9 protein-coding genes are annotated in these 15,587 nt (G+C 59.7%); 2 read left to right on the top strand and 7 right to left on the bottom strand.

What is annotated here, in order from left to right:
- The first annotated feature begins 272 nt into the window (after window positions 1-272).
- Window positions 273-1,709: a response regulator transcription factor gene (locus Q0D41_RS05505; protein ID WP_294376406.1), complete on the top strand. Its 1,437-nt coding sequence runs from the start codon at window positions 273-275 to the stop codon at window positions 1,707-1,709.
- Between the two features lie 212 nt (window positions 1,710-1,921).
- On the opposite strand, the gene Q0D41_RS05500 is transcribed toward Q0D41_RS05505, so the two are convergent.
- The 6 genes from Q0D41_RS05500 to Q0D41_RS05475 form a co-directional block, all read right to left on the bottom strand.
- Window positions 1,922-4,597, bottom strand: a complete 2,676-nt coding sequence (locus tag Q0D41_RS05500) for an ATP-dependent Clp protease ATP-binding subunit (RefSeq protein ID WP_367113815.1) — start codon at window positions 4,595-4,597, stop codon at window positions 1,922-1,924.
- Window positions 4,598-4,730: 133 nt separating this feature from the next.
- The gene (locus tag Q0D41_RS05495; protein WP_114614710.1) at window positions 4,731-5,108 is read right to left on the bottom strand and encodes a heat shock protein transcriptional repressor HspR; all 378 of its coding nucleotides are present in this window, start codon (window positions 5,106-5,108) and stop codon (window positions 4,731-4,733) included.
- 9 nt (window positions 5,109-5,117) lie between these two features.
- Complete coding sequence (locus Q0D41_RS05490) at window positions 5,118-6,098, bottom strand: DnaJ C-terminal domain-containing protein (RefSeq protein WP_114614744.1); 981 nt, start codon at window positions 6,096-6,098, stop codon at window positions 5,118-5,120.
- 75 nt (window positions 6,099-6,173) lie between these two features.
- Window positions 6,174-6,851, bottom strand: a complete 678-nt coding sequence (gene grpE, locus Q0D41_RS05485; protein ID WP_294376394.1) for a nucleotide exchange factor GrpE — start codon at window positions 6,849-6,851, stop codon at window positions 6,174-6,176.
- Between the two features lie 2 nt (window positions 6,852-6,853).
- The gene (dnaK, locus tag Q0D41_RS05480; protein WP_294376392.1) at window positions 6,854-8,758 is read right to left on the bottom strand and encodes a molecular chaperone DnaK; all 1,905 of its coding nucleotides are present in this window, start codon (window positions 8,756-8,758) and stop codon (window positions 6,854-6,856) included.
- A gap of 669 nt (window positions 8,759-9,427) precedes the next feature.
- A complete protein-coding gene (locus tag Q0D41_RS05475) occupies window positions 9,428-11,143 on the bottom strand; it encodes an FAD-binding protein (RefSeq protein WP_294376390.1) in 1,716 nt (571 codons plus the stop codon).
- Between the two features lie 212 nt (window positions 11,144-11,355).
- On the opposite strand from Q0D41_RS05475, the gene Q0D41_RS05470 reads away from it, so the two are divergent.
- Window positions 11,356-12,873, top strand: a complete 1,518-nt coding sequence (locus Q0D41_RS05470; RefSeq protein WP_294376387.1) for a response regulator transcription factor — start codon at window positions 11,356-11,358, stop codon at window positions 12,871-12,873.
- Between the two features lie 168 nt (window positions 12,874-13,041).
- Here the strand turns inward: Q0D41_RS05470 and Q0D41_RS05465 are convergent, their stop codons facing one another.
- Complete coding sequence (locus tag Q0D41_RS05465; protein WP_294376382.1) at window positions 13,042-15,489, bottom strand: sodium:proton antiporter; 2,448 nt, start codon at window positions 15,487-15,489, stop codon at window positions 13,042-13,044.
- Window positions 15,490-15,587 lie beyond the last annotated feature (98 nt).

The following is a 15,587-nucleotide window of genomic DNA, read 5'->3' as shown; positions in this document are numbered from 1 at the left end:
CCCTTCGGAACCCCCCGAAATCTAGGCTGGAACAAGAGGCGAAGCATCGACCGAAGTCGATTTTATAGGGTTATTTTTCTATAACCCCCCTATATAACCCTCGGCCGACGTGCAAAAATAGTTCTCGAACGCACTATCGGGGAGGGATTGTGCCGAAACAAACGCCGTGCAATACGCATGAAATTGAACCTATAAAAAACGACAATTGTGATGAGCTGGACGAAAGTCTAGTCGAAGAGCCCAAAGACTCGTTGCTATTCGGGTGTATCCCCATGGTGCCGCTTGCCTTCTTGGGCCTCGGCGTCTATCGAGCTTGGATCGAAATCGCTTTCGTGGGCACGTTCGTGCCTTTTCCCTTCGACATGGCGACACCTCGCGACCTTTTCGACTCGATCATGGTGTTCACCGTGGTGCTATGCGCGATTTTCGCCAACAAAATCAAGACACTCGTTGGCCGACGCAACGCTCTTACCATAACGGGCGTTTTACTCACTGCGTCTACGACGCTCTCGTTTTCGGCATTCTACGCGCCGAATATCGCAGCCGAACTTGGAACGGCATCGGGAATCATTGGCGGCGTGGGCATCGCGCTCATGATCGTCATATGGAGCGAAATTTACGGCAGCCTCAACCCATTTCGCGTTGCGGCCTATTATTCGCTTTCCATCGTGGCGGGAGCACTCGTCATTTATATATATGAAGGCTTTAAATTCGAATGGCTCTTCGTTATGACGGCGCTTCTTCCGCTCGTCTCCCTGCTCTGCGCCCATTCGGCACTTCTGCATATCTCGAAATCGGATCGGCCCGCTCATCGCGAAGCGACTGGCTTTTCCGTTCCTTGGAAAGCCGTATTCCTTATGGCCGCATACGCATTCGCCTACGGCCTCCTTGAAATGCGCTCCTATTCAGGAGGGTTCGGCCCGCACTCGTCGCCTGGAACGCTCTTCGCCGCGCTCGCGATTTTCCTTGGCGTAAGCATTCGCGGAAAGCATTTCGATTTTGGGCTCATCTACCAAGGGGCGCTGCCTATTACCGTGGCGGCATTCCTGCTGCTTCCCGCATTCAATTTGTTCAGCGAATCGGTGAGCTCATTCTGTATCTCCGCCGGCTACACCATGCAGTCGATACTCATCATGATCATCATGACCAGCATCTGCTATCGCTATGGTGCCTCGCCCATCTGGCTCTTCGGCATCGAGCGCGGCGTTCGGCAGATTTTCATGCTGCTCGGCCGCGACACGAGCCAAGCACTGGGGTCAATCGGCGTTGTTCCCGCGAACGTCGAGGTTATTACGAGCACGCTTGCGGTCATTTCCATCGTTGCCGCTACGATGATTTTCATGTCGGAAAAGGAGCTTTCGAGCAATTGGGGCGCCGTTCCGGTTGTGCCCGAAGAGCAAGCAAACCCCGCAGCGGAACCGCGAGAGAAATCGCCCGCCGAAAAGAAGCACGAACTCGCAACGCGCGTAGCGGCCGTCGCGCGTGAATACAAGTTGTCGACGCGAGAAGAAGAGGTGCTCTTGCTCCTTGGGCAGCGCAAGACCGTCGGCATCATCGAGCGCGAGCTGTTCATCGCGAACGGCACGGCAAAGGCCCACGTTCGCCACATCTATCAGAAGCTCGACATCCATACGCGCCAGGAGCTGTTCGACATGCTTGGAGTAGAAGCTGAGCAGGATTCGAGCAAGAACGCACCCGCCTCATCGTAAAAAGATGCTCCGCTCGATTTCTCGAACGGAGCATTTCCGCATATCACACGAGCGCTCGTTGCACCCAGGCGCCACGGCCGAACCTCTCGAGCCCAACCGCTACGCCCAAGCCCAGCACCACCGTGCTTCACGCATTGCGCCACAAGCCTCGCGGTCCAGGCGCCGCGCCGAATCCCGTTGCGCCGTGAGCCCTCGCCTGCACCAGCACCGTTTTATTCAGAGGGCACCTCGTAGGTCTGCTCGCCAGAAGCGGCCTGCGGGTTTTCGACCTTGCAGGTGTAGCCGTCGACGATATCGGAATCGATGGTGACCTTCGAGTCCTCCATCACGCGGCCGGCGACGATTTCGTTCGCCACACGGTCAACGACCTCACGCTGCACCAAACGCTTCAGCGGACGCGCGCCATACACCGGATCGAAGCCGTCGATGGCAAGCGATTCGATGGCGGCAGGTTTCACATCGAGCTCGATGCGACGATCGGCCAAACGCGCCTGCACGTCCTTGATCTGCAGAGCAACAATGCTCTCGATGTTCTCGGACGAAAGCGGCTTGAACGTAATCACATCGTCGATACGATTCAGGAACTCGGGCCTGAAGGTCGCACGCAGGTTCTCCTGCATTGCGGCCTGGAATTCCGCCATCTTCTTCGCAAAGCCAGCGGCATCGGCCTGCATCATATCCTGGACCAAGTCGCCCATCGTGGCGCCCTGCTCCTTGGCCTCCTCCTGTGCGTCAGCCGCAAAATCGCGAATCGTCTGCGAGCCAATGTTGCTCGTCATAATGATGATCGCGTTCTTGAAGCTCACCACGCGGCCCTGGCCGTCGGTCAGGCGGCCATCGTCGAGCACCTGCAGCAAAATATTGAAGACATCGGGGTGCGCCTTCTCGATTTCGTCGAGCAGAATCACGCTATACGGACGGCGGCGAACGGCCTCGGTGAGCTGGCCGCCCTCGTCATAGCCCACGTATCCCGGAGGGGCACCGATCAGGCGCTGCACGCTGAACTTCTCCATGTATTCAGACATGTCGATACGCACCATGGCGCGCTCGGTGTCGAACAGGTATTCAGCGAGCGCCTTCGCGAGCTCGGTTTTGCCAACGCCCGTGGGGCCCAGGAACAGGAAGCTGCCAATGGGCCTGTCAGGGTCGGAAAGCCCCGCGCGATTGCGGCGAATGGCGCCGGCGACCGCCGAGACGGCCTCATCCTGGCCCACGACGCGCTTGTGCAGCTGGTCTTCCAGGTCAACAAGCTTGGCCATTTCGCCCTGCATCATCTTCGACACGGGAATGCCCGTCCACGCGCTCACGACTTCGGCGATTTCCTCGTCGGAAACCTCTTCCTTCAAAATGGCGCCGTCGCCCTGCTTGGCGTTCACGGCTTCTTCGGCCTCGGCCAGCTGGCGTTGCAACTCGGGAATCTTCGCATAGCGAATCTCGGAGGCCTTCACCAGGTCGCCTTCACGCGTAGCCTTCTCCTCGTCAACGTGGGCCGCATCGATATCGGCCTTCAAGGTTTGTACCTTCTCGATGACGTCCTTCTCGTTGCGCCATTCGGCCTTGCGCGCATCAAGCCATTCTTTCGACGTGGCCATTTGCTTGCGCAGCTCTTCCAGGCGCTCGGCGCTCGCCGGGTCGCTCTCCTTCATGAGCGCCTGCTCCTCAATTTGCATCTGCGTATATTTACGCTGAGCAGCATCGATTTCCTGCGGCATGGAGTCGATCTCGATGCGCAGGCGGCTGGCAGCTTCGTCCATAAGGTCGATGGCCTTATCGGGAAGGAAGCGGTCGGAAATGTAGCGGTTCGAAAGCTCAGCCGCAGCGACGATCGCCGAATCAGTGATGCGCACGCCATGGTGGATTTCGTACTTCTCCTTCAGGCCGCGCAAAATGGCGATGGTGTCTTCCACGGTGGGCTCGCCCACGAGCACCGTTTGGAAACGGCGCTCAAGCGCGGCATCTTTCTCGATGTATTTGCGGTACTCGTCGAGCGTGGTCGCGCCGATGGCATGCAGTTCGCCGCGCGCCAATGCGGGCTTGAGCATGTTGCCCGCGTCCATAGACGAATCGCCCGTGGAACCAGCGCCCACGATGGTATGCAGCTCGTCGATGAACAGAATGATGCGGCCGTTACTCTGCTTCACTTCGCGCAGAACCGCCTTCAAACGATCCTCGAACTCGCCGCGGTACTTCGCGCCCGCAACCATAGCGCCCAGGTCAAGCGCGATAACATCGTGGTCTTTCAGGCTCGACGGCACGTCGCCCGCAACGATTCGCTGGGCCAAGCCCTCGACGATTGCCGTTTTGCCAACGCCCGGCTCGCCAATGAGCACAGGGTTGTTCTTCGTGCGGCGCGAAAGCACCTGAATGGTGCGACGAATCTCGTCGGAACGGCCGATGACCGGATCGAGCTTGCCCTCGCGCGCCTGCTGAGTGAGGTTTTGGCCGTACTGGTTCAGCGCATCGAGCTCGGCTTTGCTCTGCTGGTCGGTCACTCGGGTGTCACCGCGAAGGTCGTCGTAGGCTTCCTCGATGTTTTTGCGCGTCACGCCCGCGCCGTTGAGAATCTTGCCCGCCTGGCCCTTGTCCTCGGTAAGGGCGATGAGCAGATGCTCGCTCGTCGCGTAGGAGTCGCCCATCTTTTCGGCGGCCTTCACCGCGTTGTCGATGGCGTTCATGAGACCCTGCGACGGAAGGGGCATGCCCATCACGCCGCCCGTGACCTTGGGACCATTGGCAATGGCCTTATCGACTTCGCCCGAAAGCATCGCAGGGTCGGCGCCCACGCGCTTGATGATGGCCGAAATATTGTTCTCGCCCGCATCGAGTAGGGCTTTCAGCAGATGAATCGGCTCGACCGACGACGTGTCGGCGTCGCTCGCGATGCCCATAGCGGCCTGGAAGGCCTCTTGAGCGGTTACTGCAAGTTTGTCGAGTCTCATAAAACTATCTCCTTCCTAGATGGAGAGAATTGGTTTCGAATAAAACCTGTTAAACGCTACGAGCATTTAACAGGTTGGCGCGCTAACGCACCTCGATGTTTTGCGTGCTCGCGGGAAGCATGAGGCGCGACACGCTTTCGCGCGTTTCGAGCTCATGCACGCGGTCGGCCAGGCGACGCACCTTTTTGTGCAAGTCGTCGATTTCCTCATCGCGCTCGTCGAGGCGGCCCTTCAAATCCAAAATTCGAATGACGCCCGCAAGGTTGATGCCCTCACTCGTGAGCTCGTTGATAAGCTCAAGGCGCTCGATGTCGGCTTGCGAATACATGCGCGTGTTGCCGCTCGTGCGCTGAGGGCTCACGAGGCCCTTTTGCTCGTAAATGCGCAGCGTTTGAGGGTGCACGCCCGCCAGCTGGGCCGCGACGCCGATCATATAGAGAGGTGTGTGCCTGTCTGCCATTGCTATCTCCTACACGCCTAAATGCTCGCGAACGTTTTGGCCCGCATGCTCGCAAGCCGCCTGGAAATCGATCATGGCCTGCTCTTGCTGCTCGGTCATGTGCTTGGGGATTTCCACATGGAACGTAATGCGCAACGCGCCGTTGCCCGAGCCCTTCACGTTCGGGGCACCCTTGCCGCTGATTTTCAGCTCGGTGCCGTCTTGGGAACCGGCGGGAACGCTTACGCGGATCTTCGTGCCGTCGGGCACGGGAATCACGATTTTCGCACCGAGCGCAGCTTCGGAAACCGTGATGGGCACCGTCATGAGCACGTCGGCGCCATGGCGCGAATACAGCGGATGCTCGCTGATTTTCGTAGTCACGAGCAAATCGCCGGCCGGGCCCCCATTTGCACCCGCAGCACCCTTGCCGCGGAAGCGCACGCGGCCACCATCGACCGCGCCGGCGGGCACCTTCACGTCAAGCGTTTCGACGCCGCCCTGGGGGTTGCGCACGCTCACCTTCTTGGTGCAGCCGTTGAATGCCTCGTCGAAGCTCACGTTGAGCGTCACGTTCATATCGCGGCCCTTTTGGGGCTGCGGCTGATATTGCCCGCCGAAGCCCGAGCCGCCGAAGCCGCCTCCGCCGAAAATGTCATCAACGTTGAAGCCGCCAGCGCCCGCCACGCCTTCACCGCGACGAATGCTGTCCAGAATGTCGGCCCAGCTGCCAAAGCCACCGAACCCCGAAGCCCCAGCGCCGCCGGCGCCGCCGCCCCAACCATAGGGAATGCGCTGTTCATCGGCGGTTCCGTATTGGTCGTAAAGCTTGCGCTTCTTCTTATCGCTCAAGACCTCGTAGGCCTCGTTGATTTCCTTGAACTTTTCCTCATCGCCGCCTGCATCGGGGTGGTTCGTGCGTGCAAGCTTGCGATAGGCCTTCTTAATCTCTTCGTCCGTGGCGCTGCGGGAAACCCCGAGCGTCTTGTAGTAGTCCGGCGTGGCTGCCAACTGCGCCACCTCCTTTTATTCTGACGTGCAATTTCTACAAAGAAGGCGAGCACTGTGCCCGCCTTCCAATACATACTATTCTGCGTCGTCGCTTTCGACTTCGCGCTTCGGGCCGCCAGTGGAGATGGTGACCATTGCCGGACGAATAACCTTCTTGCCCAGGCGATAGCCCTTCTGGTACACCTGCGCCACGGTCTCGTCGGGCACGCTCGCGTCTTCGACCTGGCCTACGGCCTGGTGCTCAAGCGCGTCGAACGCCTCACCCGCGGGGTCGATGGTCTCAAGGCCATGCTTGCCGAGCGATTCGGAAAGCTTGGTCGAAATCGCCTTCACGCCGTCGAGCAGGCCGGCATCGCCATTGGCTTCGGCGTGCGCGATAGCGCGCTCGAAGTCGTCCATCACGGGAAGCAAATCGCCCATGAGCTTTTCAGCAGCACGAACGCGCATCTCGCCAGCCTCTTCGGCCGTGCGCTTGCGATAGTTGTCCCATTCCGCCTGAAGGCGAAGGTACTTATCGCGCATGGCGGCCGCTTCAGCTTCGGCCTTGGCGACGCGCTCAGCGTCGGCCACAACCGCTTCAGCCTCTTCCTCGATGGAATCAGCCTCGGCCTCGGTGGCCTCGGCAGCTTCAACCTGTTCGGCCTCGGGGGCCGGGGCGGCCGCTTCAGCCGCCCCTTCGGTTACTTCATCTGCGCCGTCGATAGGAATCTCACGAGGCTCCTGGGCGGCTTTGTTCTTACCGTCCTTGCCCATGATTATTTCCCTTCGTTCTTGTCGTCGACGACCTCGTAGTCGGCCTCGATGGGGCCGTCATCCTGCTGGGGAGCAGCACCCGCGGCGCCGGCAGCGGCAGCGTCCTGGTTGCTGTAAGCAACCTCGGCCAGCTTGTAGCTTGCCTGCTGCAGCTTCTCGGTGGCAGCCTTGATGGCATCGATGTCGGTGCCCTCAAGCGCAGTCTTGGCTTCGGCGATAGCAGCCTCAACCGTGGACTTGCTGTCGGCGGGAACCTTGTCGCCCAGCTCATTGAGCGTGGTCTCGGTAGCGTTCACGAGGGAGTCGCAGTTGTTGCGAGCCTCGATCTCTTCCTTGCGCTTCGCGTCCTCGTCGGCGTGAGCCTCGGCGTCTTTCACCATGCGGTCGACTTCGTCGTCGGACAGAGCCGTGGAACCGGAAATGGTGATCTGCTGCTCCTTGCCGGTGCCCAGGTCTTTAGCGGAAACGTTCACGATGCCGTTGGCGTCGATGTCGAACGTGACCTCAATCTGGGGCACGCCGCGGCGAGCCGCAGGAATGCCGGTGAGCTGGAAGCGGCCAAGGGTCTTGTTGTCGTTGGCCATCTGGCGCTCGCCTTGCAGAACGTGAATTTCGACGGACGTCTGGTTGTCGGCAGCCGTGGAGTAAATCTCGGTCTTGCGGGTCGGGATGGTGGTGTTGCGGTCAATCATCTTGGTCATCACGCCGCCCATGGTCTCAACGCCCAGGGAAAGTGGGGTGACATCGAGAAGCAGAATGCCTTCGACATCGCCGGAAAGCACGCCGCCCTGAACAGCTGCGCCAATAGCGACGACCTCGTCGGGGTTCACCGACATGTTCGGCTTCTTGCCCGTCATGGTCTCAGCGAGCTGCTGAACAGCCGGCATACGGGTGGAGCCGCCAACGAGAATGACCTCGTCGATGTCGCCCGTGCCAAGATCGGCATCTTTCAGCGCACGCTCAACAGGCTGCTTGCAGCGGTCGAGCAGGTCTTTCGTGATGCGCTCGAACTCAGCGCGGGTCAGCGTGTAGTCGAGGTGCTTCGGGCCGGTAGCGTCAGCCGTGATGAACGGCAGGTTGATGGAAGCCTGCGTGGTGGAGGAAAGCTCCATCTTCGCCTTCTCGGCAGCTTCCTTCAGGCGCTGCAGAGCCATCTTGTCTTTGCGCAGGTCGATGCCGCCGTTGTCAGCAGCGAACTTGTCGGCCATCCAGTCGATGACGCGGTGGTCCCAGTCGTCGCCGCCCAGGTGGTTGTCGCCAGCGGTGGACAGAACTTCGAACACGCCGTCGCCGAGCTCAAGCACGGAAACGTCGAACGTGCCGCCGCCAAGGTCAAACACGAGGATCTTCTGATCCTTGTTCACCTTGTCGAGGCCGTAAGCCAAAGCCGCAGCGGTAGGCTCGTTGATAATACGCTTCACGTCGAGGCCAGCGATCTTGCCAGCGTCTTTGGTGGCCTGACGCTGAGCGTCGTTGAAGTATGCAGGAACGGTAATGACGGCCTCGGTAATCGGCTGGCCCACGCGCTTCTCGGCGTCGGCCTTCAGCTTCTGCAGAACCATAGCCGAAATTTCCTCGGGGGTGTATTCCTTGCCATCGATATCGACGACGGAACGGCCATCCTTGCCCTTCACCACGTTGTAGGCGACGGTCTTGCGCTCTTCGGAGGTCTCGTCATAGCTGCGGCCGATAAAGCGCTTCACAGACGCAACGGTGTTCTCGGGGTTGGTGACAGCCTGGTTCTTGGCGGCCTTGCCGACAACACGCTCGCCGTCTTTGCGGAAGCCCTCGACCGACGGAGTGGTGCGATCGCCTTCGGCGTTCACCAGAATGGTGGGCTCATTGCCCTCCATAACCGCCATCGCGGAGTTCGTGGTGCCCAGGTCGATACCCAGAATCTTGCCCATATCTATTCAGCCCTTTCTCGTTGACGAAGCCGCATCCAGCAGCCCCGCTGGTGGCATTGCCACCGACTGTTCTTACCTTGCTTGTTTGGCTCGAAGCCCACGGCTTTTTCTTTCCGCGGCCTTGGAGCCTTCTTGGTACATTTGGCAATATAAAATCTAAGTGCCTCATTGTCAACTTATCTGACAATTTATTTTGCACGTTACTTAACTGTCACTTTGAATGATTATTTATATGCCCCATATAGGGAAGATGTACGAGTGATACCTACATATTGTGGTTTTGGGTCGCCCCACACAGCAAAAGCCCCACTCGACGGTAATCGAATGAGGCTTTCTAAATCTCAGTGAGGGGTTGTTAGACCGGCGCTTTCACGGCCGCACAATACAGAAAAGCCGTTGCCCGCGGGGAGGGAGGGAGTGCGGGCAACGGTATTGAAATGGCGAGCTTGGGGAGAAAGAAAGGGGCTCGCCCGAGTTATTTGAGGAAAAAGGGAGGGAACCAGACGCCAGGACCGGGTATTGGAAGCCAGGCGTCGGAAACCAGATATCAAAAACCAAGCTGGCCAAGGAGAGCCTTAAGCCGAAGGGGTCGGCGAAAGAAGCGGCCAGCGAAGCTTGGTATCTGGGCTCGGAGCCGGCGGCGATTAAACCGCCGGCATATACCGAGACTTACAGGTCGCCGCCGAGCTTGCGAGCGACGTGACGGCCCTGGGTCGAAGAACGGCCCGAAGCAACGCCCACGATGTACTCGGGGTAGTTGCCGCTGAAGAAGCTGCCGGAAACGTCGCCTGCAGCATAGAAGCCTTCGATAGCAGCGCCCTTCTCATCGAGAACCTGGCACTCAGAGTTAATGCGCAGACCGTCGATGGTGGTGAGCAGCGTGCCGCCGAACCACAGGCCGTAGAACGGAGCGGTGCGAATGGCGGACAGACGATAAGCCTCTTTGCCGTAGTCGTCGTCGGCCTGAGCGTCGAACTGCTGGTTGTAGCGCTCGACCTGCTCGAGGAAGGCCTTCTTGGACTCGCCCTCGAAGCCCAGCTTGTCAGCGAGCTCTTCGATGGTGTCGGCCTTCTTCAGGAAGCCAGCGTCGCGGGAAGTTGCGACGAACTCTTCGAGAGGCATGCCGGCGGCCATCATCTGGTTGGCGAATGCGGAGCAGCCGATGGTCGAGAAGCGGATGATGTCCTCAGGCGCATTGGCGTCGAAGATGGAGCACCACACGCCGCCGGGCTGCTGAGCAGCCTGGAAGCAGAGCGTGTCGTACGGGGTGGACTCGTTAGCGAAGCGCACACCGTTGCGGTTGACCTTCATGAACGGCTGGCTGCCAATGTTCTCCTGGAAGATGGTACCAGGGAATGCAGCCTCATCGCCCTTGCCGATGTAACCGCAGTCAACGCCAACCTCGACAGCGCCGCGGTCGAAGACCATCGGCGCGGGATCGGGGTCCTTGACGCCGCCAGCCCACAGGCCAGCCTTCAGGCCGGTGCCGGTGTCGGCAGGGTTGAAGCTCGAAGCGGTACAGCAACCGACAGCGGCAGGCTGCAGAGCCTTCATCATGGTCGGGTTGGCCGGGTAGCCGCCTGTGGCGAGCAGGGTGTTCTTGGCGTTCACCTGAACATAGCCCTCAGAGGTGTTGAAGATAGCGCCGGAAACTTTGCCCTCTTCGTGAACGAGCTTCACCAGGTCGTAACCCCAGCGAACGCTGTCGGCAGACTTCTCCTGAACATGGGAGAGCAGAACGTCGTTGCGCATGGGGGCGGAGTACGGGGTGAGGTAGATGTGCTGCAGAACAGGCAGCATGTAGTCGGTGCCGCCAGTTGCGTGCGCGGGAGGCATATCGACAACAGCCTGCTTGCCAGCTGCCTGCATCAGAGGATCGATCCAGTCGAACAGCTCGGCGGATTCGTCGATCCACATCTTGATAACGTCCTGGTTGCACTTGCCGGAAGCGTAACGGGTGAGCTCGTTGAGCAGCTTCATGCCGTCAACTTCGCCGCCCTGAGCAACAGCGGCCTTGGAGTTCACGATGCCCCAGTACTCGCGGGTCTCGGTGACCTTGTCGTTCTTGTCGGCAAGGATGAACTTCATGCCAAGGTCGGCAGCCGTACCAGCGGCGCACATGCCCGCGGTGCCAGCGCCAATAATAAGGAAGTCGGTCTCCTCGGTCTTCTTGATATCAGACTCAGCAACCTCAGGCTCAACGCCCAGCCATGCGGGAGCGTCGGTCTCTGCAGCAGCGGCGCCCTTCGAAGCGTCGCCCTTAGCGGAGTTGCCCGCCGGAGCACAACCAGCAAGACCCGCGCCTGCGGCAGCAACGCCAGCCAGCGCAGCGCCCGCAAGGAAGTTGCGGCGAGAAACGCCCTTGTTCGTGATTTTCTCTTCCATTATTTCGCCCTCCTCGTTTGATTTGCGAATGTGGCTCGCAGATTACGCTCGAAGCGGACGCATTGCGTCACCCCTTGGCCGCGAAGTTCATAAAGGCACCTCTGAACAGGCATTTCGTATATCGCTCACCTCAAAATAGCCTTCAGAGGGTGAGATTTTCAGCAGACTAATCAAGCGTCTTGCTATACACTTTTGCGCGGAGGGAAATAGATATGGATACTACTGAACGCGTTGCCGCGCCAGCAACACTTCGCGTATGCGCTGCACTCACGCTTGCGTTGCTCTCGTCATTCATCGTCAACTCGATGCTTTTTCCGAACGTGGCGCTCATTATGCCGCCCGCTCGTGAAATATCGACGTACTGCGGTGCGGCATTTTCTATCGCTGTTGCCGTGGCGGCCTACGTGCGCCCTTCGCTCATGCGAGAGAGCGTATGGTCGGCAGCATGCCTGGCATCTACCGTCGGCGCGGCGATTCTTCTTTATATAGGCGTTCTTACCAACAATACGACGTTGCTCCTTCTTGGCGCTCCCTTTGGCGGCCTTGGCAGCGCATGGCTCGCCGTGCTCACCGGCATCGGGCTTGCCAACTTAGGAGCGACGCGCGCCATGATCGCCGTTCCTGCAGGGTTCGTTTTGGAATACGCGTTTCGCTGCGGTCTTATGGCGCTCGGACTTCCCTCTTCCATGGGCCTGGCAACCGTAGCCTTCGTCACGGCGCTCGTCGCAAGCTATTTGTTCATTCGTCGCGGCGCCCGTGAAATTCTCAATAGCATCCACGATTCCACGGCCCCCACCGTGCTCAATATCACGAGCCCTTCTTCCTATGTGTCGTTCTCGAGCCTTGCGTTCGTCTCGATTCTGCTGTTCAACATCGCGTGCGGCTTCGCGCTTGGCGGAGCGAAAAACGAGCTTTCCGCCGCCGGAACGCTCATCTCATTCGTTCCCGTGACGATTGCGCTCATCACCGTTGTGGCGCGAGGCTCGATTTCCACCGACGCGCTTTATCGGGGGTCGATGCTGCTCGTATTTGCCGGCTTCCTCACGACGCCGCTGCTGCTTTTCGGCGGCGCCGACCCGTTCAACATGCAAGCTCACGGCACGCTTCTCGGCGCGGGGTCCGACCTGTTCAACGTGCTCATGTACTGCTTCATCGCCGCCGTTGGCGCGCGAAACAAACTGGGCGCAGTCGCCGTTTCCGCCTCGATTCTGGCCACGCAGTGGCTCGGCATTGGCATTGGTGCGCCCATCGCGCAGCTCGTTAATGGGATATCCGCAAGCAACGCGACCGTCGCCGCATGGATTACCATGGCCATTACGTTCGCGTTCGTCGCATACAACTATGTCGGCATGCGCAATTACAGCTTCGCCGAAACCATCGAGGGCATTACTCCCGCCCATACAGAAAGCCTTATGAAGAACGCGAACGGCGAAGAAGCCGCAGCGCAGCTCGCTGAAGAAGCTGAACCTGCGGAAGACCTTCAGCAAAAATCGGACGACACCGCGTTCGAAACCGCCTGCGCCGCCGTTGCCGAGAAGCATCGCCTCACCGCGCGCGAAACCGAGGTATTCGAGCTGCTTGCGCGCGGACGCACGAGCCCCGTCATTCAGGAAAAGCTCGTGCTGTCGCACAACACGGTAAAAACCCACGTGCGCCATATTTACGCGAAGCTCGACGTGCATTCCCAGCAAGAGCTCATCAGCATGGTGGAAGAAGCGACCGAGAACTAGCGTCTCGCAGAAGGGCGCTGGTCAAAGCGGCACTCTGGACAGCGCGGGCATCGCGAGCGACAAAATGCCAACGCCCCCCGCATCGGCGTCCGAAGCGGGGGGCGTTGGATTGCCGGGCGCCCGAGCTGTCGAAGCGCGAGGCAGCTGGCGCGCGCAAAGCTTCACTTGTTACCTGGCCTCGAGGCCCATCTGCAACATATATACCTCTTCGCGCAGCTCGCGTGCATCTGCGTTGGTAAGGCGGCCGGCCTCGCGCATGAGCCGAATTTGTTCGAGCTCCATCGAAAGCGCCTCGGCCTCGATGTCGCGCGTTTTCGCTTTCACGCGACGCTTGCCAAAAAACGTGCCGCGCACCTTGCGACCCGTATGCGTTTCTTCGCCGGCGAGCGCAGCGGAAGCCGCCGATGCCGCATCGGCCACAGCATTTGCCGCGGAGGTCATCTTGGTCGCCAGGTCGGCATCATCGGAATCGGGCGCGACGAACGGAATCGTGCCTGTTTCGGAAGGCGACTCCATCACAGCCTCCAATTGAGCCTTGCGCACCTCGACGGCATCGAGCACGCGCTTGCTTTCGGGAGTGACCTTCGGAATGTCGATGCCCGTTATGGCCTCGAGCTTCGCCGTGGAATCGGGCGCCACGGCGCACTTCTCTTCAGCGGCCTCGCGCGCTTCCTCGCGAGCTTCGGCGGCAGCTTCCGCCTCCACGCGGGCCACGCGCAAGCGCAACGCCGCAAGGTTAGCGTTGTATTCGCTCTTCAAGAGCCCCGCGGCATGGCGGCCTTCGGCATCGAGCGCGGGCTCCATGCTTTCCAAATACTGCAAGGCGTGCTCTTCGGCGGCAATGATGAGCTTCGACATTTCGCGCTTGCATTCATCGGTCATATTCGAACCGCGAACCTTGTCCACAATGAAGCGAACCGTCCATGTGAACGGGGCTTTCTTGCGCAAATCGGGCCGCGCGATAACCGCGCCAGGCGCAACGCCCGCGCCCGCCACAATAGGAGCGCCCGAGCCAAGCGTCGAAGCAAGCTTCGAATACGAGCCGCGCTTAAGCACGTCAATGCCGTGGTGGAGCGTACTCGCATAGCGCTCGCCCGCCGCTCGGCTCACCTCGCCCGACGCCATTTTTTCGCGCACGAATTCGAGCTGGTCGCCCAGAACATCAATGCGCATGCCGCGCAGCGTGTCGTCGGAAACCTCGCGCTCGCGCACCAAATTCATACGATCGCGATATGCCTGCACGGTAACACGCGTAGGCACCGCTGTTTCGGGCGTTTCTTTCTCAAGAAGTTCGTCAATAACGTTCTGCAGGATGTCGACTTCCACCTTCGAGCGCGGCGACGCGCCTTCGCTTTCTTCAGCGGGAGCCAGCAGCGGCACCACGAAATTCGCGATGAGCAACGTGAGCACGATAACGCCCGACGCAAGGAAGATGAGCAAGTCGCGGTTGGGGAACGGCGTCGTGGCGGTAATGAAGTACGGAAGCGACATAACGACCGAAAGCGTCACGGCGCCCTTCGGGCCAGCAAGCGTGACCACGGCTGCGTTGCGCAGGAAATCGGCGTTGATTTTCGGACGGATGCCCTCGCGGTTGCGCGTGAGCTTCTCCATGACCACGACCCACGCGAAACGCACGCCAAGCACGATGGCCGTGATAAGCACGATAAGAACAAGGAGCCACGCGCCACCCTGGCTGCCTGATGCGTTCCATGTAGGCAGAATAACCTCGGGAAGTTTCATGCCCAGCAGCACGAACACGACGCCATTAATCACGAATACGATAAGCTCCCACACGTTTTCGCTGGCCACAGCGTAGCGAGACGACTCGATGGTAAGCGAGCTCGGGTAGAATTTCATGAACAGCGCGGCCGCGACCACAGCCAAAATGCCGCTCACGGCGAAGTGCTCGGCAGTGAGGTATGCGAAAAATGGCATGACCACTTCAAACAGCAAGAACACCGTGGGCGTTTCAAGGCCAAGCGCGCGCACGCGGCCAAGCACGAACATGACGATCGCGGCAAGCGCAAGGCCCACGACCACGCCGCCAACAAAGTCGAACAGGAAGGTAGCCGTCGCGTTGAACAGCGAGAACGTTCCCGTAATGGCCGCCGCGATGGCGAACTCGAACGCCACGACGCCCGATGCGTCGTTGAACAGGGCCTCGCCCGAAAGCAGCGACTTTTGGCGATCGGTGAGCTTGACGTCTTTGCCCATGGCAGCAACGGCGGCGGCGTCGGTGGGACCGAGCGCGGCACCCAACGCGAAGGCGGCAGCAAGAGGAATGGACGGCACAATGAGGTTCAGCACGAAGCCGACCACGAGCGTCGTGATGAACACCAAGCCAATAGCGAGCGAAATGATGTGCCCCTTGTTTTTCCAAAGGGCGCCCTTGTCGGCGTGGCGCGACTCGTCGAAAAGCAGCGGTGCGATGAAGATGAGCAGGAAGAGCTCAGGATCGGAAATAACCACCGACGGATCTTCGGCGATGAAGAAACCGACCACCGCGCCAAGGGCGATTTGTACAAGCGGCATGGCCAAGCGGGAAAATACCTGGTCGAAAATGCTTGAAACAAGAACGCATCCAAGCAGCAGCAGAACGATTTCGAACGATTCCATGGGGCTCCTTCAAGAGTCGGCCTATGCGGCACACGCCGCATATGTCAGTACAAACTGCCATACTACCCGACAAGGCGCACGCAAGCCCGAATCGTTAA

The organism is uncultured Slackia sp., from assembly GCF_934630525.1.
Taxonomy (GTDB): Bacteria; Actinomycetota; Coriobacteriia; order Coriobacteriales; family Eggerthellaceae; genus Slackia.
Note: the sequence above shows the minus strand (reverse complement) of the source record. Positions and strands in the feature narration are given on the sequence as shown.

Bases quoted from the DNA above. Each gene is read 5' to 3' on its own strand.
- grpE (WP_294376394.1), bottom strand. From the start codon at position 6,851: ATGGGCAAGGACGGTAAGAACAAAGCCGCCCAGGAGCCTCGTGAGATT.
- Q0D41_RS05495 (WP_114614710.1), bottom strand. From the start codon at position 5,108: ATGGCAGACAGGCACACACCTCTCTATATGATCGGCGTCGCGGCCCAG.
- Q0D41_RS05500 (WP_367113815.1), bottom strand. From the start codon at position 4,597: ATGGGCATCGCGAGCGACGCCGACACGTCGTCGGTCGAGCCGATTCAT.
- Q0D41_RS05465 (WP_294376382.1), bottom strand. From the start codon at position 15,489: ATGGAATCGTTCGAAATCGTTCTGCTGCTGCTTGGATGCGTTCTTGTT.
- Q0D41_RS05475 (WP_294376390.1), bottom strand. From the start codon at position 11,143: ATGGAAGAGAAAATCACGAACAAGGGCGTTTCTCGCCGCAACTTCCTT.
- dnaK (WP_294376392.1), bottom strand. From the start codon at position 8,758: ATGGGCAAGATTCTGGGTATCGACCTGGGCACCACGAACTCCGCGATG.
- Q0D41_RS05505 (WP_294376406.1), top strand. From the start codon at position 273: ATGGTGCCGCTTGCCTTCTTGGGCCTCGGCGTCTATCGAGCTTGGATC.
- Q0D41_RS05470 (WP_294376387.1), top strand. From the start codon at position 11,356: ATGGATACTACTGAACGCGTTGCCGCGCCAGCAACACTTCGCGTATGC.